Genomic DNA, 20,723 nt, shown 5'->3' on the forward strand with positions numbered 1-20,723 from the left:
CTAAAAGCCCGTTAACTACCTTTCATGCACAAATTCGCGCCATTTCCTGACCGGAATGGCGATTTGGCCATGGCCGACGGCACGAGTCCCTTCGCAGGACAGTCCTCGCCCCGAAGGTTAACGCCGAGCGAGGCGGCTTGGCTGTATCAGCCCAGCTCAACCTGCTCCAGATCGTAGCCCTTGGCACGCAGCCCTGCGACCAGCCTGTCGATCTGCTCACGGTCCCGCGCCTCGCACTCGATCTCAGCCGTCAGCCCCTTGGCGGGAAGCGAGGTGAAGATGCGCTGGTGCCAGACTTCGAGGATGTTGACCTGGTGCCGGTTGAACTCCTCGACCACCTTGAACAGTGCGCCTGGGCGATCCTGCAACGTGATGCGCAGGCGGCCAAGCCGGCCCGAGCGGGCCAGATCGCGCAGGAGCACATTGGCCAGCAGGCGCGTATCGATATTGCCGCCGCACAGCACGATGCCGACCTTGCGCCCGGCAAACCGCTTCTTGTGTGTCATCACGGCGGCCAGCCCTGCTGCGCCCGCACCTTCGACAACAGTCTTCTCGATCTGCAGCAGCACCGCAACCGCACTCTCCAGAGCGGCTTCGCTGACCAGCACGACATCATCGACGATGTTGGCGAGAACCTTCGAGGTAAACTCGCCCGGCTCCTTCACGGCAATGCCTTCAGCCAGCGTATCGCCACCGCAAGGCAGATCGAGATGCTTGAGCTTGGCATACATCGACGGGAACAGTTGCGCCTGAACGCCGACAAGCCCGATGCCCGGCTTTATGCCGCGCGCAGCGGTGCCCATGCCCGACAGCAAGCCACCGCCGCCGATCGGAACCACCAGCGTCTCGATCTCCGGCGCGTCTTCCAGCATTTCGAGCGCGACAGTGCCCTGCCCGGCTGCCACGCGCGGATCATCGAACGGGTGGACGAAGGTCAGGCCCAGTTCGCCTTCGAGCTTGCGCGCATGTGCATAGGCTTCATCGAAGGTTTCGCCCTCGAGAACGACCTTGCCCCCCACGGATTCGGTCTGCATCACCTTCACTGTCGGCGTCGTGCGCGGCATCACGATGGTAACGGGCATTCCCAGCCGCGTGCCATGATAGCTCAGGCCTTGGGCATGGTTCCCGGCCGACGCCGCGATCACCCCGCGCGACCGCTGCTCCTCGGTCAGCTGCAGCAGCGCATTGAGCGCGCCGCGCTCCTTGTAGGCGGCAGTGAACTGCAGGTTCTCGAACTTGAGCCAGATGTCGGCCCCGGTGATGTTGCTGAGCGTCTTGCTGTAAAGCGTGGGCGTCCGCACAACCTGACCCGAAATACGCTCCGCCGCGGCACGAACATCGGCGAGGGTCAGCAGGGAATCTCCCTGCATGGCGGGCTTGAGCGCTACGTTTTCCATGGCCGCGCCCTAACGGAAAGCGGCCCCCAAGAAAACCTCAAGCTTTACCGGATTCGGCGCGGGAGACAGCGAACCAGCGAAAACCGGTCACCGGAACCATCGCCACGAGTATGGCCGCGCTATCCGCCACCCAGTCACGCCAGTCCGAGTCGCGGTGGAGGAACGGGATCAGTTGCACCACTTCGATGCCAGCCCCGACAACTGAAAGCCACAACGCAGCACGCAGCAACGATGCCCTCGGCCAGCCGACGCCAGCAAGCAGCGAGAGCGTGAAGAACGCCAGCATGTGCGCAAACTTGTCGCCCAGACTGTCGATCGGCAGGCTCGGAGGCTTGGGCAGGACAGCCATGATGAGCGCAAATGCGAAAGCCGGCCAGAACGCAAACCGTGCGACGCGGGAGGTAAGGTCGATCAAGCGCTGCATCGCTAACCGCTATGCTTTGCCCCTGTTCTGCAGGCAAGCGGCTACTGGCACGGAGCTACTGGCACTCGGCAGCAAACCGGATATGAATGCGCATCATGAGCGACCAGACACCAGCATCGACCGGGCCAGCAGCTGCCCCCGCAAACGTTTCCTTCCTTGGCCTTGGCGTAATGGGCGGCGCGATGGCGCGGCATCTCGGCAAGGCGGGACACACTCTCACGATCTACAACCGCACCACGGCGCGTGCCGAAGCCTGGGCGGCGGCCAATCCCGGTATTTCCGTCCGCATCGCCACCAGCCCTGCCGAAGCCGCTGACGGAGCCGATGCCGTCATCACTTGCGTCGGCAACGACGACGATCTTGCCGATGTCGTGCTCAGCCCTAACGGCGTGTTCTCGACGCTGAAGCGCGGCGCGCTTTACATCGATCACACCACGGTATCGGCCCGCATCGCCCGGCAGATCGCGGTCGAGGGCCGCGACAAGGAGCTGCTCTGCGTCGACGCCCCCGTGACCGGCGGCCAATCAGGCGCGGAAGCTGGCACCCTTGCCATCATGTGCGGCGGCAGCGCCAAGGCTGTCGATGCCGCGCGCCCGATCCTTGCTGCCTATGCCAAACGCGTCGTCCATGTCGGCAAGTCCGGTGCCGGGCAAACCGCGAAGATGGCCAACCAGATGTGCATTGCCGGCACGCTGGCCGGGCTGTCTGAAGCGATCCGCTTTGCCCAGATCGCCCATCTCGATCTCGACAAGGTCTTCGAGGCGATCTCGGGAGGAGCTGCGCAGTCCTGGCAGATGGACAACCGTTTCCACACCATGGCCAAGGACGAATTCGACTTCGGCTTCGCGGTCGACTGGATGCGCAAGGATCTCGGCCTGGCCATGGACGAGGCACGAAACCTTGGCGCGAGCGTGCCGGTTACGGCCTTGGTCGATCAGTTCTATGTCGACGTGCAGGCCATGGGCCATGGGCGTGAAGATACCTCGGCGCTTATCCGTCGCCTGCCGCGCCGGGCGAAGAAGGCATGAAGCGCTTCACCCTCGCTGCACTGCTTCTCGCCACCGCTCCAGCCGCCTATGCAGATACCCTGGTCGACAATGTGCGCGGCACGACAATCGGCGCCAATGGCCAGGTGGAGCAATTCACCGGCCTGCTGTTCGACAGCGCGGGCGTCGTCAAGCGCGTGATCCATACCGGCGAAAAGAAGCCTAAACCGCGCAAGGATTACCAGTACCACATCGATGGCAAGGGCCGCGTCATGCTCCCGGGTATGATCGATGCGCACGTTCACGTGATGGACATCGGCTTCGCCGCCTTGAGCCTCGATCTATCCGGCACTACCTCGCTTGCCGATGCGCTGAACCGCATCGCCAAGTTCAGCGCCGAGCACCCGGACCGTCCGTGGATCATCGGGCGAGGCTGGAATCAGGAAGCTTGGAAACTCGGCCGCTTCCCCACCGCTGCCGAACTCGACGCGGTCACTGGTGGCCGCCCGGTCTGGCTGGAGCGGGTTGACGGCCACGCCGGCTGGGCCAACAGCGCAGCCCTCAAGGCTGCAGGGGTCTCGTCTTCGACCAAGGACCCGGCAGGCGGCAAGGTCGAACGCACCCCCGATGGCAGCCCGCAAGGCGTGCTGGTCGATGCCGCAATGGAGCTCGTCGGCAGCAAGGTCCCGGCGCCTCGCCCCGAAGACCGCGATCTCGCGCTCGCCAATGCCCAGCAGATCCTGTTCAAGCGGGGTGTCACCGCCGTGGCCGACATGGGCACCGCAATCGAGGACTGGCAGGCCTATCGCCGCGCCGGCGATGCCAACAAGCTCTATGTCCGCATCATGGCCTATGCCCGCGGCACCGAGCAGATGGTTCTCATCGGCGGCCCCGGCCCCTCGCCTTGGCTTTATCAAGACCGGCTCCGGCTCAACGGCGTAAAGCTCTACGTCGATGGCGCCCTGGGATCGCGCGGTGCCTGGCTGAAAGCGCCCTATGCCGATGCGCCTGCCACGCGCGGGCTCCCGCAACTTAACCAGACCCAGCTCGGCAACCTGATGAGCCGCGCGGCGATGGACAACTTCCAGGTCGCGATCCACGCTATCGGCGATCAGGCCAATGCCACCGTCATCGGCGCAATCGCCGACCTTTCCGAGACCTACAAGGGCGATCGCCGCTGGCGCATCGAACATGCCCAGATCGTCGATCCGAACGACATCGCCCGTTTCGCGGCGAGCGGTGCCATCGCCTCGATGCAGCCGATACACCAGACTTCTGACCGCGTGATGGCCGAAGCGAGGCTCGGTCCGGACCGCCTTGCCGGCGCCTATCCCTGGAAATCGCTCAAGTCCGCTGGCGTGCGTCTTGCCTTCGGGTCCGACGCTCCGGTCGAAGTGGCCGACCCCTGGTCGGGGATTGCCGCTGCTGTCAGTCGCAAGGGACCGGACGATCAGCCCGCGGGTGGCTGGCAGCCGCAGGAGCGCGTGACGCCCGCCGAAGCACTGGCGGCCTATACTGTCGATGCTGCCTATGCCGGATTTGCCGAAAGCCGGTTCGGCCGCCTTGCGCCCGGTCTTAGGGCAGACTTCGTGCTGGTCGACACCGGTCCACTCACCGCAAATCCTGCACAGCTCAGGGAGACGAAAGTCCTGGAAACGTGGATTGGCGGGGGCAAGGTCTGGTCCGCCGAAAAAGGGGTGGAAACCGAAACGCCTTCAAAGCGTTAGGGTGGCGACGCGGAAGGCTTGGGGGCGCTCTTTCCGGATGCTGCCCAACGGCTGCGTCGCGGAACCCGCCCTCTCACCTGAGGTTTCGCGAGCTTTGCGAGGCTCTGACTTATAAGTACCGAAACGGGGGCCTGTGTGCCCCCGTTTCCTTTTACGGAAGAAGGGGTGGCGTCTCGCCAGCCGCAAGTGCAGCGGCTTCGGCTTCTTCCTCAGCCTTGCGCTTTGCATCGGCTTTTTCGGTGAAGCGCATGAGCAGCAGCGTTCCCTCGAACAGGATCAGCAGCGGAATCGCCAGCATCAGCTGCGAAACGACGTCAGGCGGCGTCGCCACCGTCGCCACGGCAAAGATCACCACGATCGCATAGCGCCGCGCCTTGACCAGCTGGTCGCGGCTGACGATCCCCGCGCGATTCAGCAACATCAGCAGCACAGGCAGCAGGAAACTGATCCCGAAGGCGAGGATGAACTGCATGACCAGACTGAGGTAATCGCCCGTTCCCGGCAGTGCCTCCAACTGCAGGCCGCCCTTGTTACCCTCGAACCCGAGGAACCATTTGAACGCTGTCGGCATCACCACGAAGTAGGCAAGGCTCGCACCTGCGGTGAACAGCACCGGTGTCGCGAACAGGAAAGGCAGGAACGCGCGCTTCTCACGCGCATAGAGCCCCGGCGCGACGAACGCCCAGAGCTGGTTGGCGATCACCGGAAAGCTGACGAAGAACGCCGCGAACATGGAAACCTTCAGTTCCACGAAGAAGGCTTCGTAAAGCTTGGTATAGATCAGCTTGCCCTGCCCCGGCGGAAAGGCATGGACCAGCGGCTGCGCCAGCAGCGCAAAGATCTGGTCAGCAAAGTAGAAGCTGACGGCAAAGGCAATCGCCAGCGCATAGACACAGCGCAGCAGGCGCGTGCGCAACTCCAGCAGGTGGTCGAGCAGCGGGGCCTGCGTCTCGTCGATGTCCGAGATCATGGCAGCGGAGCTTCCGGTCTGGCGGTCTTTTCCTCAGGCGGCATCGGCCCGATCATCACCGGATCTGCGGCAGAGGGTGGCGCATCCGAAGGCAGCGGGTTCGGGAACGGATCGTTCTGGTCCTCTGCGGCAGCCACGGTCTGGCCTTGCGCTTCGGCGGCGGCTTCCTGAGCCGCAGTCTCGCGCATGATCCGCTCGTTCTGTTCCTTCCACTTGCGCTCCATCTCCTCCATTTCCGCCTCGCGGATCATGGTTTCGATGCCCGACTTGAAGTGGTTGGAAACGCGACGCATCTTCGCCACCCACCGCCCTGCGGTGCGCAGTGCCATAGGCAGGTCCTTCGGGCCGATCACGACGATTGCCACGATGACCAGCACCAGAAGTTCGGACGCGCCGATGTCGAACACGGCCCTGTCGCCTTGTCTTACAGCAGCTTACTGAGCCTGATCGGTCGAGGTCGGCGCAGGCGCCGGTGCCGGAGGCGGCACCTGCTGCTGCTGGATCTGCGCAGGCGGCGGCGTGACCGGCTTGTTGTCCTCGTCGTTCATGCCCTGCTTGAAGCTTTTGATGCCCTTGCCGAAATCGCCCATCATTTCGGAAATGCGACCACGGCCGAACAGGATCAGCACGACCAGCGCAAGCACGATCAGGTGCGGAAGGGAAAGACCACCCATGTCACTAACTCCTTTGCGTTCCCTAGATAGGGACCGCGCGCCCCACATGCCAGTTTTTCCGTCGCGTCAGTCGGCGTCTTCCCCGCCTGACGGATCAATCGCCCCCGTGTCCCCATCCTCGCCCCCCGTCAAGACGGCAAACGCCTCTTCGACCGGGTCGAGCAGCCCCGCAGCGCGCAATTCCTCGATTCCCGGCAGGTCGCGCCGCGAAGCCAGGCCGAAATGCGTGAGAAATTCAGGGGTCGTCGCATAGATCGTCGGCCTGCCCGGCACTTCGCGACGCCCGGCAATGCGAATCCAGCCCGCTTCCAGCAGCACGTCCAGCGTGCCCTTGGCCGTCTGCACTCCGCGAATCGCCTCGATCTCGGCGCGGCTGACGGGTTCATGGTAGGCAACGATCGCCAAGGCCTCGGTCGCCGCGCGCGACAGGCGGCGTGGCTCTTCCTTCTCGCGCCGCAACAGATGGGCAAGATCGGCCGCCGTCTGGAAGTGCCAGCGTCCGCCTCGTTCGACGAGATTGATCCCTCTTTCCGCATAGGCCTGCGTGAGCGACACCAGCGTATCGTCCACCGCTGCTCCGCCCAGATGCGCCGAGATTTCCAGCGCGGTCAGCGGCTGCTCTGCGGCAAACAGCGTAGCCTCCACCGCACGCTCGAGATCGCCCGCCCGCTCCGTCATGCCCGCGAAGCCCTCAGCATGACCGGCCCGAATGCCTCGTCCTGCGCAAGTTCGGCACGACCCTGCTTGGCCAGCTCAAGCGCGGCCAGGAAGCTTGAAGCCAATGCAGACTTGCGCAACGCCGGATCGGCATCCAGCGGGAGAAACGCCCGCAGATCGGTCCATTCCACCGCGATGCCCAGCATTTGCGAGACCCGTGCCAGAGCTGCATCCAACGTCACGACGGCACGCTCGCGTACCATATGGACGACCGGTTGGCTGCGCAGCTTGATCGCCCCATAGGCCTGGATCAACGAGAACAGATCGGACTTCCACAGCGCCTTGCGGTCAACGCGAAGGCCTTCAGGGCGCCCGCGCAGGAACACGTCGCGGCCGGTGCGGTCCCGCCCCATAAGCCGCGCGCCTGCCTCGCGCATCGCGCCCAGCCGCTGCAGCCGCAATTGCAGCTTGAGCGCCAGTTCTTCAGGACTCGGCTGCACTTCGGGATCGCGCGGCAGCAGCAGCAATGACTTGAGATAGGCCAGCCACGCCGCCATCACCAGATAATCGGCCGCAAGCTCCAGCTTCAGCGCCTTGGCACGATCGATGTAGTCGAGATACTGGGCGACCAGCTCAAGGATCGAGATGGTGCGCAGGTCAACCTTCTGCCGCCGCGCCAGTTCCAGCAGCAGGTCAAGCGGTCCCTCCCAGCCATCAAGCTCTAGATAGAGCGCCGCATCGCCGGTTGGTGCAGTGGCAATGCCGTCCCACGCCTCATCTCCGTCAAACAGCGCAGGAACGACATCGCCTGTCATCACGCAAGTTCCAGCAGCCGGTCGCGCGTGGCGAGGAGTTCGGCCTGGGCCGAAATGTCGGCAGGTCCATCGAACGCCGCCGTGCCCCGCAGGGCGCGCTCCAGCCGCTCCGCCGTCGTCGCACTCATCGGCGTGAGACCTTCAGCAATGCCGATCATGTCGTCCATCTTCGCCCAGCAATTGAGGGCAAGATCGCATCCGGCGGCCTGCGCGCGGACCGCCCGTTCGGGGACAGTCCCACCAAGTGCCTGCATATCGAGATCATCGGTCAGCAGCAGGCCGTCAAAGCCGATGGCCTGGCGGATCACCGTTTCGATCACATAAGGCGAAAGCGTTGCCGGGTTCTCGGCATCCCACGCGGTGAAGCGCAAATGTCCGGTCATCGCGATCGGCGCATCCTTCAGCGCGCGGAACGGCGCGAGGTCCAGTTCCAGCTCCTCGGCACTCGCCGTAACAACCGGAGTTTCCTTGTGGCTGTCGACCATCGACCGACCATGGCCGGGCATATGCTTGACCACGCCTGCAACGCCTGCCCGCGCCAGTCCGTCGAGCGTGGCCCGGCCAAGCGCGGCAACGCGCATCGGCTCGGCCCCCAACGCACGGTCGCCGATAACGTCATGCGCCCCGGGCTGGCGCACGTCGAGCAGCGGAAGGCAGTCCACGCTGATGCCCACTTCTGCCAGATCGAGCCCCAGCGCATGGGCGTTGGCCCGTGCCGCCTCGATCGCGCTGGCGGGCGCCACGTCGTAAAGCCGGTCAAAGCGTTCGCCCGGCGGGTAGGCCGCCCAGACCGGGGGTTTCATCCGCGCGACGCGCCCGCCTTCCTGATCGATGCAGATGAAGGTGCGGTCCCGCCCATGCAATGCCCGCAATTCGTCGGTCAACGCACGCACCTGCGCGCGACTTTCGACGTTGCGCCCGAACAGGATGTACCCCGCCGGATCCGCGTCGCGGAAAAAGGCGCGTTCGTCTTCAGTCAGGGTTAGGCCGGAAAGCCCGAAAATTGCAGGCAACATGGCTTGGAGGTGCGCGAAAAGGCGCGTGCTTGGCAAGGGGCTGTGCGGCGAAGGCGGGGGAAAACAAGCCCCCTCGCCCATGCCGGATCAGGTCAGCGCTTCACCTGGCACTTCAGGCCATTGGCCTGCAACCGTGAACAGAGCGCGTTGGCCGAAGCCAGATCACCCGCCACCGCCTGAAGGCGGTAGACAGTGCCGATATCGGCCTTGCCCTCGATCACGCGGTGCGAGAGGCCCTTCAAGGCTTCATGGTTGGCAATGAGCTTCTGCCAGCCCGCTTCCGCCGCTGCATTGGACGAGAAGGCGCCGACCTGCACGCCGACACCGCCGGTCGCAGCGGCCTGGTTCGGCTTCGGCGCAGAGGTCGCGCCGGCGCTCGGCTTGGCCGAAGGTGTTGGCGACAGGGCAGCTGCAGGGGCTGGCGCCGGGGTTGGCGAGGCGGAACCGGCAAGGTTGGCGACAGGCTTTTCCCCTTCGCTGACCTTGAAGCTGGAATCCCCGGTGCCTTCGAAAGTCTTCCCGCCGGGATCCTTTGGCGCGACCTTGTAGGGTTCGCGACTTGCCTCGATCAGGCTCCCGTCGGCCCCGGCAGGCCCTGCCGTGCGGTTGCTGGCGTACCAGATCCCGCCAACCAGCGCCGCAAGCACGACAAGGCCCATCACGGCAAAGCCGATCAGACGGCCATTGCCGCTATCTTCGTCCTCACCATCGATATCGTCAGCGCTTTCGAGCCAGGGCAGGCGTTCCTCGTCGCCGAGCGCAAGCCGGTCCCCTGCGGGTTCCGCCATCTCGGCAGCGACGTCAAACGGCTTGCCCGGCTCTTCGTCCCACGAATTCTGCCTGTTTTCCCCGTTCATGCCAGACCCGTTCATGAGTGCCCTGCCCCGATTGACGTCAAAGTTCTTGCGCTGCCTCAACGCCCAATAGCGCAAGACCGTTACGAATTACCTGCCCGATTTGTTGGGCGAGGAAAAGGCGGGCTGCAGTCATTGCGGAGTCTTGTGCCACAATGAAGCGCTTCTCGGGCCGGTCGTTGCCGAGATTGTAGTAGGAGTGGAACGCCGAGGCGAGATCGTGGAGGAAGAAGGCGATGCGGTGCGGCTCACGCGCCACGGCAGCGGCTTCGACCGTGCGTGGGAATTGCGCGGCGAGCTTGACCAGTGCCAGCTCCTCCTCGCCCAGCAGCGAGAGATTTTCCCCTGACGGGGCAAAGCCTTCGTCGGCGCCCTTGCGAATGTTCCTGCAGATGCGCGCGTGGGCGTACTGCACGTAGAACACCGGGTTGTCCTTGCTGGCTTCGACCACCTTGTCGAAATCGAAGTCCATCTGCGCGTCGGGCTTGCGTGTGAGCATGGTGAAGCGCACCACGTCCTTGCCGACCATCTCGACGACATCGGCCAGCGTGACGAAGTTGCCGGAACGCTTGGACATCTTGAAGGGCTGGCCGCCCTTCATCAACTGCACCATCTGCACCAGCTTGACCTCGAACGGCTTGGGCTCACCACCCTCCGCGCTGGTCAGCGCGGCAACCGCGGCCTTGATCCGCTTGACGGTGCCAGCATGGTCAGCGCCCCAGATATCCACGAGGGCATCGGCCGACTGCGCCTTCTGGAAGTGGTAGGCGAGGTCTGCGCCGAAGTAGGTCCAGGCGCCGTTCGACTTCTTGATCGGACGATCCTGATCGTCGCCGAACTTTGTCGAACGGAACAGCGGCAGCTCAACCGGTTCCCAGTCTTCCGGCGTCTTGCCCTTGGGCGCTTCGAGCAGGCCATCATAGACAAGATCGTGGGCGCGCAGCCACTGTTCGGCCGCGTCCACCTTGCCCGAAGCCTGAAGCTCCGCTTCGGATGAGAAAAGGTCATGGTGAATGCCGAGCGTGGCAAGATCGGCGCGGATCATGTCCATCATCGCGGCAACGGCGCGGGTGCGGAAGAGGATCAGCCAGTCAGCTTCGGGCGCACCGACGTACTTGTCGCCGAACTCGTCCGCGAGCGCCTTGCCCACGGGAACGAGATAGTCGCCGGGGTAGAGGCCTTCGGGGATTTCGATGCTTTCGCCCAGCGCCTCGCGGTAGCGCATGTGCACCGAGCGGGCGAGGACATCGACTTGTGCCCCTGCATCGTTGACGTAGTATTCCTTGATAACCTTGTGCCCGCTGAACACGAGCAGGTCCGCCAGCGCATCGCCGACCACCGCTCCACGGCAGTGGCCCATGTGCATCGGCCCGGTCGGATTGGCCGAGACGTACTCGACGTTGACGATCTTGCCGCCGCCCATGTTCGAGCGGCCATAGTCCGCCCCCGCCGACGCAATCAGCGCAAGTTCACCGCGCCAGGCATCGTCGGTCAGCCGCAGGTTGATGAAGCCGGGCCCGGCAATCTCGGCCGAAACGACGCGCGGCTCCTTTTCAAGTTCGGCCACCAGCGCAGTCGCCAGCGCGCGCGGATTGGTGCCCGCGGGCTTGGCCAGCACCATCGCCGCGTTGGTCGCCAGATCGCCATGCGAAGGATCGCGGGGCGGCTCGCACGTCACCGCGCCTCGGTTCAGACCGGCAGGGAGGGTTCCTGCGGCTTCGAGCGCAGTCAGCGCGGTGTCGATTACCGAGGCGAAGTCGGCGTGGAGGTTGATCCGGGCGTCAGTCATGGGCGGGCGGTTAGCCCAATCACGGACAAAGCGAAAGGGCATCGATCTACCTGCCCTTCACTCCGGCGAGTTGCCGCTCTGCCTGCGAGAGTTGCAGGTGAGTTGCCCCTCTGCCCCCGAGAGTTGGAGACTTACTTGCGGACGTTGTACTGGAGCTGCGCGTCGGTCAGCTGGAAGCCGACGAGCAGTTCGAAGTTGGCCTTGGAGAGAGCTGCCTTGACATCGGGCTGCGAAAGCGGATCGACTGCTGCGTCTTCGTCGCCCGCGCGCCGCTTGCGCGAGATGCGCTTGACGATGTCTTCCGGAAGCGATGCCTCGGCCTTGTCCACATCGGCTCCGGCCTGCGCCCGACCCGTGGCGCGATCCTGCCCGTCGGCGAAATCGATCACGACCTTGCCCACGCGCTTGGCCACGACGATGTTACCGCCGCGCACGACAGTGGAGAAATAGGGCAGTTCGACGCGGCGTGCGCCGACCTTGCTCGACCGGCGGGCCAGCACGTCGAAGCTGGCGACAGAGTGCAGCTTCGAACCGTCGGTGCACTGTGCGCGCAGGTTGGTGATCGTCGCCTCGATATCGATCGCCGCCGAATCGGTGCGAGACGGATCGCTGAAAACGGTGACGTCGCCGGTGTAATCAGGGATGCCCACGCGCGGACACGGATCGCGCAGCGCCGTGACGCCCACCGCGTCATCAACGACAAGCTCGCCCTTCTTGCCGCCGCAGGCCGAAAGCGCGAGGGCTGCCACGAGCGGGGCGCCCAGAATTGCGATACGGCGGGCACTTGCGTTCATGGGCACTCGATCCTCGATACTTGCAGCGTCTGATCGACCGGAAACCGAACTCCGGCCAACATTTCGGCCACCTCTACCCACCGCAGCCGCTTTCGGCAATGGCGGTACGCCGCGCTTGCTGCTAAGGGCCGCAGGATGAACGCCAGCTTGCCAGACGTCGCTGCCGAAACGGCTCCATTACGCCTTCTCATTGCTGCTCCGCGCGGCTTCTGCGCCGGGGTCGACCGGGCGATAGAGATCGTCGAACGCGCGCTGCAGCGCTATGGCGCGCCGGTCTATGTCCGGCACGAGATCGTGCATAACCGCTTCGTCGTGGACGGCCTGAAGGCCAAGGGCGCGATCTTCGTGGAGGAACTGGATCAGGTCCCGGATGGCGCGCCGGTGGTGTTCTCGGCGCATGGCGTGCCCAAGGTCGTGCCGCAGGATGCGACCGCGCGCGGGCTCGACTGGCTCGATGCCACTTGCCCACTCGTGTCCAAGGTCCACCGCCAAGCCGAGCGCCAGGTCGAGGCCGGGCGCCACATCCTGTTCGTCGGCCACAAGGGTCATCCCGAAGTGATCGGCACGATGGGCCAGGTCCCCGAAGGTTCGATCTCGCTGGTCGAGACCGTGGATGACGTCGCCAAGCTGTCATTCCCGGCCGACGCGCCGCTTGCGTTCCTGACGCAGACGACCCTTTCGGTGGACGATACTGCCGAAATCGTGGCGGCGCTGCGTGCGAAGTTCCCGCAGATCGCCGGGCCAAAGGCCGAAGATATCTGCTATGCCACTTCGAACCGGCAGGAAGCGGTCAAGGCCATTGCCGGGGAATGCGACCTGCTGCTGGTAATCGGTGCGCCGAACAGCTCCAATTCGCTGCGTCTGGTCGAGGTGGCCGAGCGCATGGGCACGCGTTCGCGCCTGATCCAGCGCGCGAACGAGATCGATCCCGAATGGCTAGAAGGCGTGAACACGCTGGGGCTCACCGCGGGGGCCTCCGCGCCCGAAGTGCTGGTGCGGGAAGTGGTGGCGAAGATCGGAGAGCTGCGCCCCATCTCGGAAGAGACGGTGACCACCGCCGAGGAAAAGATGGTGTTCAAGCTGCCGCGCCAGCTGCTCGACTAAGGCGCAAGCAACATGGCGGTCTATACCCAGATCGGCGCGGAAGAGATGGCCGCGCTTGTCAACGAATTCGACGTGGGCGCACTGGTCTCGGCCAAGGGCATCGCCGAGGGCGTCTCGAACTCCAACTGGTTGCTGGAAACGACGGGCCGGGATGGCAGCGGTGCGCGCTTCATCCTGACGATGTACGAGTTCCGCATCGAGCTGGAGGACCTGCCCTACTTCCTCTCGCTGCTCGATCACCTGGCTGCAAAGGGCTGCCCGGTGCCGCGCACCATCCACGATCGCGAGGGGGCGCTGTTCCGCAGGCGGGGCGAAAAGGCGCTGGCGCTGATTGAATTCCTCCCCGGCGTTTCGGTGAGCGAACCGACGGTGGGACAGGCCCGAGCGGTAGGTGCTGCGCTGGCGCAGATGCATCAGGCGTCGGCGGACTTTGCCGGCACGCGTGAGAACGGGATGGGCCTCGCCGAATGGCAGCGGCTGTTCGACGCCTGCGGACCCGAAGGGCTGGCCGCGATCGATCCCGAACTGGCCGGGCTGGTTGCCGAACACATGCCGAAGATCGCTGCAGGCTGGCCGCAGGACCTGCCGTGTGCGGTCATCCACGCCGACCTGTTTCCCGACAACGTGCTGATGCTGGGCGACAAGGTTACCGGGCTGATCGACTTCTATTTCGCCTGCAACGACCTGATGGCCTACGACGTCGCGGTGACGCATGCGGCGTGGTGCTTCGACGCGACGGGCCGGAACTTCAGCACCGAGCTCTCGGCAGCACTGCTCGATGGGTACGAGGCGGTACGGCCACTGTCGGCGAAGGAGCGGGCTGCCCTGCCCCTGCTGGCGCAAGGGGCGGCAATGCGCTTCACTTCGAGCCGCGCCTACGACTGGCTCAATACACCCGCCGACGCGCTGGTGGTGCGCAAGGACCCGATGGCATTCGCCCGGCGCTTGCAGTTCTATGCGGCGAACCCGGGGGTATTCGCGTGAAGCACGTCGAGATCTTCACCGACGGCGCGTGCAAGGGCAATCCCGGCAAGGGTGGCTGGGGTGCGCTTCTGCGCATGGGCGAGCACGAGAAGGAAATGGCTGGCTCTGAAAAGGAGACGACCAACAACCGCATGGAGCTGATGGGCGCGATCATGGCGCTGCAGGCCTTGAAGCAGCCGTGCCGGGTGACGCTCCATACGGACAGCAAATACGTGCTCGACGGCATCACCAAGTGGGTGTTCGGCTGGCAGAAGAAGGGCTGGAAGACGGCCGACAACAAGCCGGTCAAGAACGAAGACCTGTGGCGCGCGCTGGTGGAAGCCGTGCGTCCGCACAAGGTCGAATGGGTCTGGGTCAAGGGCCACGACGGCCACCCCGAGAACGAGCGGGTCGACAAGCTGGCAAGCGACGCGGCAGTGGCGGCCTGACGGCGGCTGTCGCCGCCAAGGCGGCTGGCAGCATACGCAGACTTGCTATCGACAGGCCGTTGCCGGAATGAAGCATCCGACTTCACGGATCTGAGGCGCTGGAGGGTAGCCCGTCACGGGGAGGCCCGCCGCCTCGAGCCAGGCATGAGCCATGAACTTCCGGTCCGTGTCCCGGCCTGAGCCCAGATGCAGGACCGACGGAATATGCCGGCGACGGAGCATGGCGTGGCCCGCCAGTGCCTGCTGAAGGCAGACCGCCCGGAACGGCACCCATCGGGCAACGGTTTCAAGCGTTCGCCCGATCCGGGCTGCGGTGTCTGCATTCGCCGAGGGTGCCACAGAAGCTGCCGCGATGGCGCGAGGGTCGTCCGGTGCTACAAGGTCGCCGAGGTGTTCCGCCACCTTGCGAAACGGCATGACCATCAAGATCAGGCGGGCAAGGGCAAGACAAAGAACGGCTTCGAGCACCAGGCCTGATGCGCGGACAGGCTTGCCTGTCCTTTCCCATTTATCCCGCAGTATTGCGAGAGCAGATCGGCGGCGTACTGGCGCCGCCGTTTCCAGCCATCGATCGAGCGTTGCAGCGAGCGGCCTGACCTGCGCCCCATATCGACCGACCAGATTTGCGATGATCCAGTTCCCGTTGCCATTGCCTTCCAGAAATACTGGTCCCATCGGTGTCAGGACGATATCCCAATGAATCGCGGGAACGGCAGGAACAGTCGACATCGCGAGAAGCGCGTCCCGAACCGCTTCGGCAAAGAACGGGACCCTCCTGCCCGAGATGCGAGGTCCATCCACCTTCCGGAAATCCAGCATCGTGTCGGGGCTTTCGAGCACGACTCCGCCTTTGGCAATGCCGGTGTCCGGATCGATCGGGGCGTAAATCTGGCCGTTCAGGAAGTTCCGAGGCTTGAACCCGGGGCGAGGCAGTATCAGCAAGGCAGAGTCCAACTGCGGCGGGCCAGCGGGTATGCGCGACGTTGCCAGACGCAGGACTGGCGCGCGGCCGCGCCATGACAGATCGGCGAGGCCATCAGCGGACACCAGCCGGTCCTGCACAATCAACTCGTGCCCTGCGCTCAATTGCGTCAGGTGTTCACTCAACCTGCCTGCATCGACATCGAGGCCATCGATCTGCCAACGATCGCCGCTTCGGGTGATCGCCGATACGTTGCGACCGCCAGAACCATAACGGGGTTTGAGGACCAGCCCGGTCGGCCCGATGACGCGCGCCAGTTCTTCGATGCACAGCGGATTGCGTACCGTGTGCGTACCCGGCACACACACGCCGGCCGCTTTCAGGCGCTCGGCCAGCGCCCGCTTGTCTGAAAGAAGCGCCTGTCCGTCGGGAGAGCCAAGTTCTCGCACCAGCAATGCTGCGGAGCGTGCCGACATGAGGGGAGCGCGACGATACAGCCGCCGCCACACAAAAGCGTCGACAGGGTCGGCGCCTGTGAGAAGGCAATCCCGGTAAAGCGAAAGGAATGCGCGAAGTTCCAGCCTTCGCAAACGCGCAAAGCGTGCTGCCCGAACCAAAGCCGCAATGGGCCAGGCAATGCGATTTGCGCAGAACAGAACGGGACGCAGAACAACCGGAAACCTGCCGTACCACCTGGCCGACGCCCACTGGCGACATCGACCGACGTCACGATCGGCGCAACGTCCCCAGCCAAGCCCGTCAAAAGGGAGGCTTCGCCAGACACTCATCCCTTGAGGACTCTGTAGGGACGCGGCTTTCCGGGTGCTGAGGATACCCAGCGCACACGCCCCATCAGTGATGGCTCGACTTCAGGAACCTGTCTTGAGGAACGGCGTACCTTCGATGCCCGAAGTGCCGCCGCCCGCGGTCAGTGCGCTGATGTCTGCATCTTCGATGCGCGGTGACTGCCAAGCCTTGCGAGCGGGGGCCTGAACTTCTGCACCAGCTTCGATCGTTAACTTTTGGTTAGGCATAAGGAGACCTCCAAACTCTTTCACGCAACGCATAGCAGTGCAGAAATAATGTGATTAGATCAATGATTGTTTTGGATTTTTAATCTGCATTGCGACTTGCATATGTCTGCTTGTCGGCGATAGTTCAGCATGATCGAGCCTGTTGGTCCCCCACCGTATACCTATCGAATGTCAGGACTGAATGTCCGATCCATGATCGCTTTGCCGATGCGAGCGGATACGGGGGCCGTCGAGGTAGCCGAGGCGGATGTGACAATGCATGTCGAGGATGTCCCCGAGCACCTTGAAGACATCCTGCACAGCGGCGCCAACTGGGAAATCAACCGGAACAGCTTCCTGCTGAACCTGCCGGATACCGGCCGCTTCATGGCTACGGACGGTAACCGCATCAGCATCTGCCCAGCGCCGGACATGCCGGTCGAGGATGTGCTGATATTCGCGACCGGGACGGGCCTTTCGGCCATTCTGTACCAGCGCGGTGGGTTGCTGCTTCATGCCTCGTCAGTGGTTCACGAAGGTCGCGCCTACCTCTTCTGCGGGCCGAGCGGCGCCGGCAAACCCACTCTTTCAGCGGCTTTATGCCGCGCCGGATGCGATTTTCTGTCCGATGACATGTGTGCCATCATCCAGCCAGACCAAGGGCCGGCGATGGTGGAGCGCGATGGACGGGCGCTCCGCCTGTACGCTGACAGCATTGAACGCCTGGCACTGGGGAGCTCGACAGGCCCTCGCGTACGACACCTCGTCGAGAAGTTTCACGTTGCTCCGCCGACGACAGCGGACCAAGGCGGAGCCGTGCCGATCGGGGCAATCTACATGTTGACAGCTTCCGATCCGGGACAGGCTCCTGCCATAACCCGGATGACACCCCTGAATGCGGCTCAAGCTCTCCTGCGGCAATCATACCGGCGTCAGATCGCGCTTTCCTATGCCAACCAGAGCGGGCTGGCGGGCCGCATCGGCGCGCTTGCAGCCGGGATCGGAGTCTATCACCTGAGCAGGCCTCGCGACCTGGAGCGTCTGGACGAGACGACTGCAGCATTGATGAAGCACTGGCAAAGTCCGAGCGTGGCGTAGCGACCGTGGCGACCCTACCGGCCGGACTGATCTGGCTCGCATCCTATCCCAAGTCCGGCAACACCTGGATGCGCGTCCTGTTTGCCAACTTGCTGACTGGCAGCGAACAACCTTGCAACATCAACCGGCTGTCCGAGGAAGAACTGCTGATAAGCCGCTGGCGGTTCTGCGACGAGCTTCTGGTGGAACCGGACAGCCTCTATTCGGCAGAGCTGGCGAAACTTCGCGCGATGCAAGGCGCGTTCGTCGCAAGGCGTCTTGGAACACCTTTCATCTGCAAGACCCATGACAGGTTTGATACCGAAGTAACCGGACTGCCAGGAAGCCGCGGCCTGTACCTTGTCCGCGATCCCCGCGATGTCGCGATCTCGCTTTCGCATCACGCCGGCATTTCGATCGATGCAGCCATTGCACAGATGCTCGATGCGACGGCCCACTCAGACGGACCGATGCAGTTGCGCTACGCCTTGGGGGACTGGGCTTCGCATGTGACGGGCTGGACCACGCAAGAGGAAATTCCGGTTCAGGTCGTGCGATATGAGGATCTGCGGCAGGACACCAAAGCCGAATTTACCAGAATCATCGGGTGGTTGAATGGCACCGCCAGTTCTGCGGAAGTGGATCGAGCGATCGACCATTCGTCTCTTAGAGAACTGCAGCGCCAGGAGGCAACGCACGGCTTTCGCGAAAGCCTGCCGCAGCAAGAGCGCTTTTTCCGGTCGGGCAAGGCCGGGGAATGGCGCCAGGCGCTGACCCCTGGTCAGATCCGCAGGATCGAAGACGCATTTGGGCCGGTGATGGAACAGTGGGGCTATTCCCAGGTGCACCATGTCTGATCGCAGGCCGCACGTCTGATCGGCCGTACATTCCAAGGGAGTTACAGATGGGAAAATTGGTTCAGCGCGCGCGGGGCATGTTGGGCTCGGCTCAGGAGAACTCCACCTTGCTGCTCAATGTGCAGGCTGGGCGCTACCACGAATTGAACGAGGTGGCCTCGCGGATCTGGGAACTCCTCGCACAGCCTATCGACGAAGACGATATCGTTGCAACGCTTGAGGCCGAGTATGATGTGCCGGCTGCCGATTGCCGGGATCAGGTGATAGCATTTCTCCGCGAACTGAGGGAGCGCGGGATGCTGGAAGTGGTGTAACGGCGTGAAACTGATCTGCGGTATTGTGCGCCTGGATGATGCCTGCCCGCCAGAGCAAATGCTCGACGGCATGATTGAGGCGATGATTCCCGAGGGGCTGTCCCCCGCCGTCAGCCGCCAGACACATGGTCGCCTGAGCATGGCCATCCTGGATTTCTCGCATGAAGGCGCGCGTCCGGTCGAGAAGGAGGCGTGGATCGTAGCGGCAGATGTGCGACTGGATGTCTTCTCGGATTGTCCGGAGCAGATCTTTCTGACCAGCCTTGCCACGCATGGCGCGGACTTTCCCGATCGCATCAATGGCGACTTCGCCGTGGCGATGTGGGAGCAGAAGCAAAACGTCCTCTGGCTGGCCCGCGATTTCATCGGGGCAAGGCCCTTGGCCTGGACTCTGCGCGCGGGACGCTGGTTCGCGTTCGCCAGCCTGCCGAAAGGTCTTCACAAAGCCGGTGTGGCATCCGCGATTCCGGACCAGCCTGCCCATGCAATCAGACTGCGCCAGTCATTCTTTCGGGGCAGCGACAGTGGCTTTGCCGAAATCGCCTATCTCCCTGCCGGTCACAGCCTGCGGTTCAGTGTCGAGGACCAAGCTCCGCAGATTCATCGGGCATACCGCCCGGATGAAAGCGCCGTCGGCAAATGGACAGGAACCCGGGACGCTGCCGCCCGAAAGCTGAAAACGCTGCTCGACGAAGCCGTTCGGCGGCGTCTGCCAACGGACAAGCCCGTCGCCTGCCACCTCAGCGGAGGGCTCGACAGTTCGGCGATAACGGCGCTGGCAGCCAAGGCCGCGCGCGGGCGCGGCGCGGGCGTCATCGCGTTAAGCATGACAACACTCAAGCCGATCGGCCCAGCGCAACTCGATGAGCGCCCCTTGATCGAAGCTCTCCTGAAGCAATATCCGGACGTTGAACACCACGTGGTCCACGATTGCCTGCATATGCCCGGCCAGCCGGAGGATACGGACTGGCCGGGCGGTGTGATCGGCGGGCATGACGATCAGATGATGGCGCTGGCGGCCAAAGCCGGCGCAGATCGGGTCCTCAGCGGCGTCGGTGGCGACGAAGGAGCGACCTACAACGGCGCCAACCTTTACGCTGCCCTGTTCCTGAAGGGGGATATGCGAACTCTCGCCCGGGAACTCCGGTCGCGCGCCAGGACCGATGGCAAATCGCTGAAAGCCACGATCCGCGCTCGCCTTCTGAAACCCCTGCTTGCCAAGCTTCCGATGACGCGTCGCGGACCATCCCGTTCACCGATGGATGCAGCTTCAGGCATTCTCCGCTTCGTGAAACCCGCATTCAGGAGCGAAATCCTCGACAGAAGCATGCAGCCGATTCTCCAGGCGAATACGCCAAGGGAGCGAGTCACGGCCTTTGCGGATCATCATATCCCATCGCGTTGCACCTACTTCTCGATAATGGCTGCCCGCCATGGACTGGCGGTAACCTTTCCGATGCTTGATCGAACGGTCGTGGACTTCATGTTGTCTTTGCCGCTGCATCACTTCGTGCACGACGGGTACAGTCGACAACCCTTCCGCACCGCCATGGAGGGCATCCTGCCCGACGAAGTCCGCTTGGCGCAGGTCAAGGTCGGATTATTCGACGAGCGCTTCATGGGCTACGCAGAGCTGAAAGAGAAACTGCTGCTGTCGCTTGATCTGCTGCGCGCCTCTGTCGATGGACAGTCGACGATCTTCGATCTGGACGCGATCGGCGCCGGGCTCCGGCTTTTACCCGATGCAGCAAGGCTGGATGATATTTCACAGCTGGGTCGTGCAGCGCTGGACAGGGACACGCCGCCCTGGTTGCCATTGATGGCCGTGGAGTGCCTCATTGCTGCCCACCGACTTGGTTTCCGGCCCGAGATGAGCATTCCATCGGTCTAGCCTGGCCGAGCTCGTGTCCTGCAGCTTTTG

The 20,723-nt window shown here is 63.8% G+C and carries 22 protein-coding genes; 9 read left to right on the top strand and 13 right to left on the bottom strand.

Annotation, left to right across the window (positions count from 1 at the left end; genetic code table 11):
- Window positions 1-146 precede the first annotated feature (146 nt).
- Window positions 147-1,397: a threonine ammonia-lyase gene (locus tag IM701_RS11215; RefSeq protein ID WP_039334181.1), complete on the bottom strand. Its 1,251-nt coding sequence runs from the start codon at window positions 1,395-1,397 to the stop codon at window positions 147-149.
- Window positions 1,398-1,434: 37 nt separating this feature from the next.
- A complete protein-coding gene (locus IM701_RS11220) occupies window positions 1,435-1,821 on the bottom strand; it encodes a hypothetical protein (RefSeq protein ID WP_052242334.1) in 387 nt (128 codons plus the stop codon).
- 95 nt (window positions 1,822-1,916) lie between these two features.
- Between IM701_RS11220 and IM701_RS11225 the strand changes: the two genes are divergently transcribed.
- A complete protein-coding gene (locus IM701_RS11225; protein WP_052242354.1) occupies window positions 1,917-2,849 on the top strand; it encodes an NAD(P)-dependent oxidoreductase in 933 nt (310 codons plus the stop codon).
- Window positions 2,846-4,534, top strand: a complete 1,689-nt coding sequence (locus IM701_RS11230; protein WP_193826988.1) for an amidohydrolase — start codon at window positions 2,846-2,848, stop codon at window positions 4,532-4,534. The genes IM701_RS11225 and IM701_RS11230 overlap by 4 nt, the downstream gene beginning before the upstream one ends.
- 151 nt (window positions 4,535-4,685) lie before the next feature.
- Here IM701_RS11230 and tatC read toward each other — a convergent pair whose 3' ends face one another.
- From tatC to IM701_RS11275, 9 genes are all read right to left on the bottom strand, one after another.
- Window positions 4,686-5,504 (bottom strand): twin-arginine translocase subunit TatC, encoded by an 819-nt coding sequence (tatC, locus tag IM701_RS11235; protein ID WP_039334185.1) that lies wholly within the window; start codon window positions 5,502-5,504, stop codon window positions 4,686-4,688.
- Window positions 5,501-5,911 (bottom strand): Sec-independent protein translocase protein TatB, encoded by a 411-nt coding sequence (tatB, locus tag IM701_RS11240; RefSeq protein WP_039334187.1) that lies wholly within the window; start codon window positions 5,909-5,911, stop codon window positions 5,501-5,503. Before tatB ends, tatC begins: the two co-directional genes overlap by 4 nt.
- 27 nt (window positions 5,912-5,938) lie before the next feature.
- Window positions 5,939-6,178, bottom strand: a complete 240-nt coding sequence (locus IM701_RS11245; protein ID WP_039334189.1) for a twin-arginine translocase TatA/TatE family subunit — start codon at window positions 6,176-6,178, stop codon at window positions 5,939-5,941.
- A gap of 66 nt (window positions 6,179-6,244) precedes the next feature.
- Window positions 6,245-6,856 (bottom strand): SMC-Scp complex subunit ScpB, encoded by a 612-nt coding sequence (gene scpB, locus IM701_RS11250; RefSeq protein WP_062347763.1) that lies wholly within the window; start codon window positions 6,854-6,856, stop codon window positions 6,245-6,247.
- Entirely contained in the window at window positions 6,853-7,650 is a 798-nt protein-coding gene (locus tag IM701_RS11255) for a ScpA family protein (protein WP_039334193.1), read from the bottom strand. Before IM701_RS11255 ends, scpB begins: the two co-directional genes overlap by 4 nt.
- Entirely contained in the window at window positions 7,650-8,666 is a 1,017-nt protein-coding gene (nagZ, locus tag IM701_RS11260) for a beta-N-acetylhexosaminidase (RefSeq protein ID WP_062347766.1), read from the bottom strand. The genes IM701_RS11255 and nagZ overlap by 1 nt, the downstream gene beginning before the upstream one ends.
- Before the next feature lie 92 nt (window positions 8,667-8,758).
- Window positions 8,759-9,523 carry an SPOR domain-containing protein gene (locus tag IM701_RS11265; RefSeq protein ID WP_193826989.1) on the bottom strand — a complete coding sequence of 255 codons (765 nt, stop codon included), beginning with the start codon at window positions 9,521-9,523 and terminating at the stop codon, window positions 8,759-8,761.
- A gap of 37 nt (window positions 9,524-9,560) precedes the next feature.
- Entirely contained in the window at window positions 9,561-11,309 is a 1,749-nt protein-coding gene (gene argS, locus IM701_RS11270) for an arginine--tRNA ligase (protein WP_193826990.1), read from the bottom strand.
- A gap of 131 nt (window positions 11,310-11,440) precedes the next feature.
- Entirely contained in the window at window positions 11,441-12,103 is a 663-nt protein-coding gene (locus IM701_RS11275; RefSeq protein ID WP_039334200.1) for a hypothetical protein, read from the bottom strand.
- A gap of 135 nt (window positions 12,104-12,238) precedes the next feature.
- On the opposite strand from IM701_RS11275, the gene ispH reads away from it, so the two are divergent.
- The 3 genes from ispH to rnhA are packed head-to-tail and all read left to right on the top strand — an operon-like array spanning window position 12,239 to window position 14,619.
- Window positions 12,239-13,207, top strand: a complete 969-nt coding sequence (gene ispH, locus IM701_RS11280; protein WP_039334202.1) for a 4-hydroxy-3-methylbut-2-enyl diphosphate reductase — start codon at window positions 12,239-12,241, stop codon at window positions 13,205-13,207.
- A 12-nt stretch (window positions 13,208-13,219) separates the two neighbouring features.
- Window positions 13,220-14,191, top strand: a complete 972-nt coding sequence (gene thrB / locus IM701_RS11285; protein ID WP_193826991.1) for a homoserine kinase — start codon at window positions 13,220-13,222, stop codon at window positions 14,189-14,191.
- A complete protein-coding gene (gene rnhA, locus IM701_RS11290; protein WP_039334207.1) occupies window positions 14,188-14,619 on the top strand; it encodes a ribonuclease HI in 432 nt (143 codons plus the stop codon). The genes thrB and rnhA overlap by 4 nt, the downstream gene beginning before the upstream one ends.
- 45 nt (window positions 14,620-14,664) lie before the next feature.
- Here the strand turns inward: rnhA and IM701_RS11295 are convergent, their stop codons facing one another.
- On the bottom strand, window positions 14,665-16,017 hold the full coding sequence (locus IM701_RS11295; RefSeq protein ID WP_193826992.1) for a lasso peptide biosynthesis B2 protein: 1,353 nt from the start codon (window positions 16,015-16,017) through the stop codon (window positions 14,665-14,667).
- Window positions 16,018-16,410: 393 nt separating this feature from the next.
- The gene (locus tag IM701_RS11300; protein ID WP_193826993.1) at window positions 16,411-16,575 is read right to left on the bottom strand and encodes a hypothetical protein; all 165 of its coding nucleotides are present in this window, start codon (window positions 16,573-16,575) and stop codon (window positions 16,411-16,413) included.
- Between the two features lie 192 nt (window positions 16,576-16,767).
- On the opposite strand from IM701_RS11300, the gene IM701_RS11305 reads away from it, so the two are divergent.
- The 4 genes from IM701_RS11305 to IM701_RS11320 are packed head-to-tail and all read left to right on the top strand — an operon-like array spanning window position 16,768 to window position 20,693.
- The gene (locus IM701_RS11305; RefSeq protein ID WP_193826994.1) at window positions 16,768-17,652 is read left to right on the top strand and encodes a hypothetical protein; all 885 of its coding nucleotides are present in this window, start codon (window positions 16,768-16,770) and stop codon (window positions 17,650-17,652) included.
- 5 nt (window positions 17,653-17,657) lie between these two features.
- Window positions 17,658-18,488, top strand: coding sequence for a sulfotransferase domain-containing protein (locus IM701_RS11310; protein ID WP_193826995.1), 831 nt, complete (start codon window positions 17,658-17,660; stop codon window positions 18,486-18,488).
- A 47-nt stretch (window positions 18,489-18,535) separates the two neighbouring features.
- On the top strand, window positions 18,536-18,802 hold the full coding sequence (locus tag IM701_RS11315; RefSeq protein ID WP_193826996.1) for a PqqD family peptide modification chaperone: 267 nt from the start codon (window positions 18,536-18,538) through the stop codon (window positions 18,800-18,802).
- A gap of 4 nt (window positions 18,803-18,806) precedes the next feature.
- Entirely contained in the window at window positions 18,807-20,693 is a 1,887-nt protein-coding gene (locus IM701_RS11320) for an asparagine synthase-related protein (protein ID WP_193826997.1), read from the top strand.
- Window positions 20,694-20,723: the final 30 nt, after the last annotated feature.

This window comes from Novosphingobium sp. ES2-1 (assembly GCF_015169775.1).
GTDB lineage: Bacteria > Pseudomonadota > Alphaproteobacteria > Sphingomonadales > Sphingomonadaceae > Novosphingobium > Novosphingobium subterraneum.

What these genes read in the sequence shown, in the direction of transcription:
- IM701_RS11255 (WP_039334193.1), bottom strand. Translation starts at nt 7,650, where the DNA reads ATGACAGGCGATGTCGTTCCTGCGCTGTTTGACGGAGATGAGGCGTGG.
- IM701_RS11300 (WP_193826993.1), bottom strand. Translation starts at nt 16,575, where the DNA reads ATGCCTAACCAAAAGTTAACGATCGAAGCTGGTGCAGAAGTTCAGGCC.
- nagZ (WP_062347766.1), bottom strand. Translation starts at nt 8,666, where the DNA reads ATGTTGCCTGCAATTTTCGGGCTTTCCGGCCTAACCCTGACTGAAGAC.
- IM701_RS11295 (WP_193826992.1), bottom strand. Translation starts at nt 16,017, where the DNA reads ATGTCGGCACGCTCCGCAGCATTGCTGGTGCGAGAACTTGGCTCTCCC.
- IM701_RS11305 (WP_193826994.1), top strand. Translation starts at nt 16,768, where the DNA reads ATGATCGCTTTGCCGATGCGAGCGGATACGGGGGCCGTCGAGGTAGCC.
- IM701_RS11265 (WP_193826989.1), bottom strand. Translation starts at nt 9,523, where the DNA reads ATGAACGGGGAAAACAGGCAGAATTCGTGGGACGAAGAGCCGGGCAAG.
- IM701_RS11245 (WP_039334189.1), bottom strand. Translation starts at nt 6,178, where the DNA reads ATGGGTGGTCTTTCCCTTCCGCACCTGATCGTGCTTGCGCTGGTCGTG.
- IM701_RS11225 (WP_052242354.1), top strand. Translation starts at nt 1,917, where the DNA reads ATGAGCGACCAGACACCAGCATCGACCGGGCCAGCAGCTGCCCCCGCA.
- IM701_RS11275 (WP_039334200.1), bottom strand. Translation starts at nt 12,103, where the DNA reads ATGAACGCAAGTGCCCGCCGTATCGCAATTCTGGGCGCCCCGCTCGTG.
- tatC (WP_039334185.1), bottom strand. Translation starts at nt 5,504, where the DNA reads ATGATCTCGGACATCGACGAGACGCAGGCCCCGCTGCTCGACCACCTG.
- ispH (WP_039334202.1), top strand. Translation starts at nt 12,239, where the DNA reads ATGAACGCCAGCTTGCCAGACGTCGCTGCCGAAACGGCTCCATTACGC.
- argS (WP_193826990.1), bottom strand. Translation starts at nt 11,309, where the DNA reads ATGACTGACGCCCGGATCAACCTCCACGCCGACTTCGCCTCGGTAATC.
- scpB (WP_062347763.1), bottom strand. Translation starts at nt 6,856, where the DNA reads ATGACGGAGCGGGCGGGCGATCTCGAGCGTGCGGTGGAGGCTACGCTG.
- IM701_RS11315 (WP_193826996.1), top strand. Translation starts at nt 18,536, where the DNA reads ATGGGAAAATTGGTTCAGCGCGCGCGGGGCATGTTGGGCTCGGCTCAG.
- IM701_RS11220 (WP_052242334.1), bottom strand. Translation starts at nt 1,821, where the DNA reads ATGCAGCGCTTGATCGACCTTACCTCCCGCGTCGCACGGTTTGCGTTC.
- thrB (WP_193826991.1), top strand. Translation starts at nt 13,220, where the DNA reads ATGGCGGTCTATACCCAGATCGGCGCGGAAGAGATGGCCGCGCTTGTC.
- IM701_RS11215 (WP_039334181.1), bottom strand. Translation starts at nt 1,397, where the DNA reads ATGGAAAACGTAGCGCTCAAGCCCGCCATGCAGGGAGATTCCCTGCTG.
- IM701_RS11230 (WP_193826988.1), top strand. Translation starts at nt 2,846, where the DNA reads ATGAAGCGCTTCACCCTCGCTGCACTGCTTCTCGCCACCGCTCCAGCC.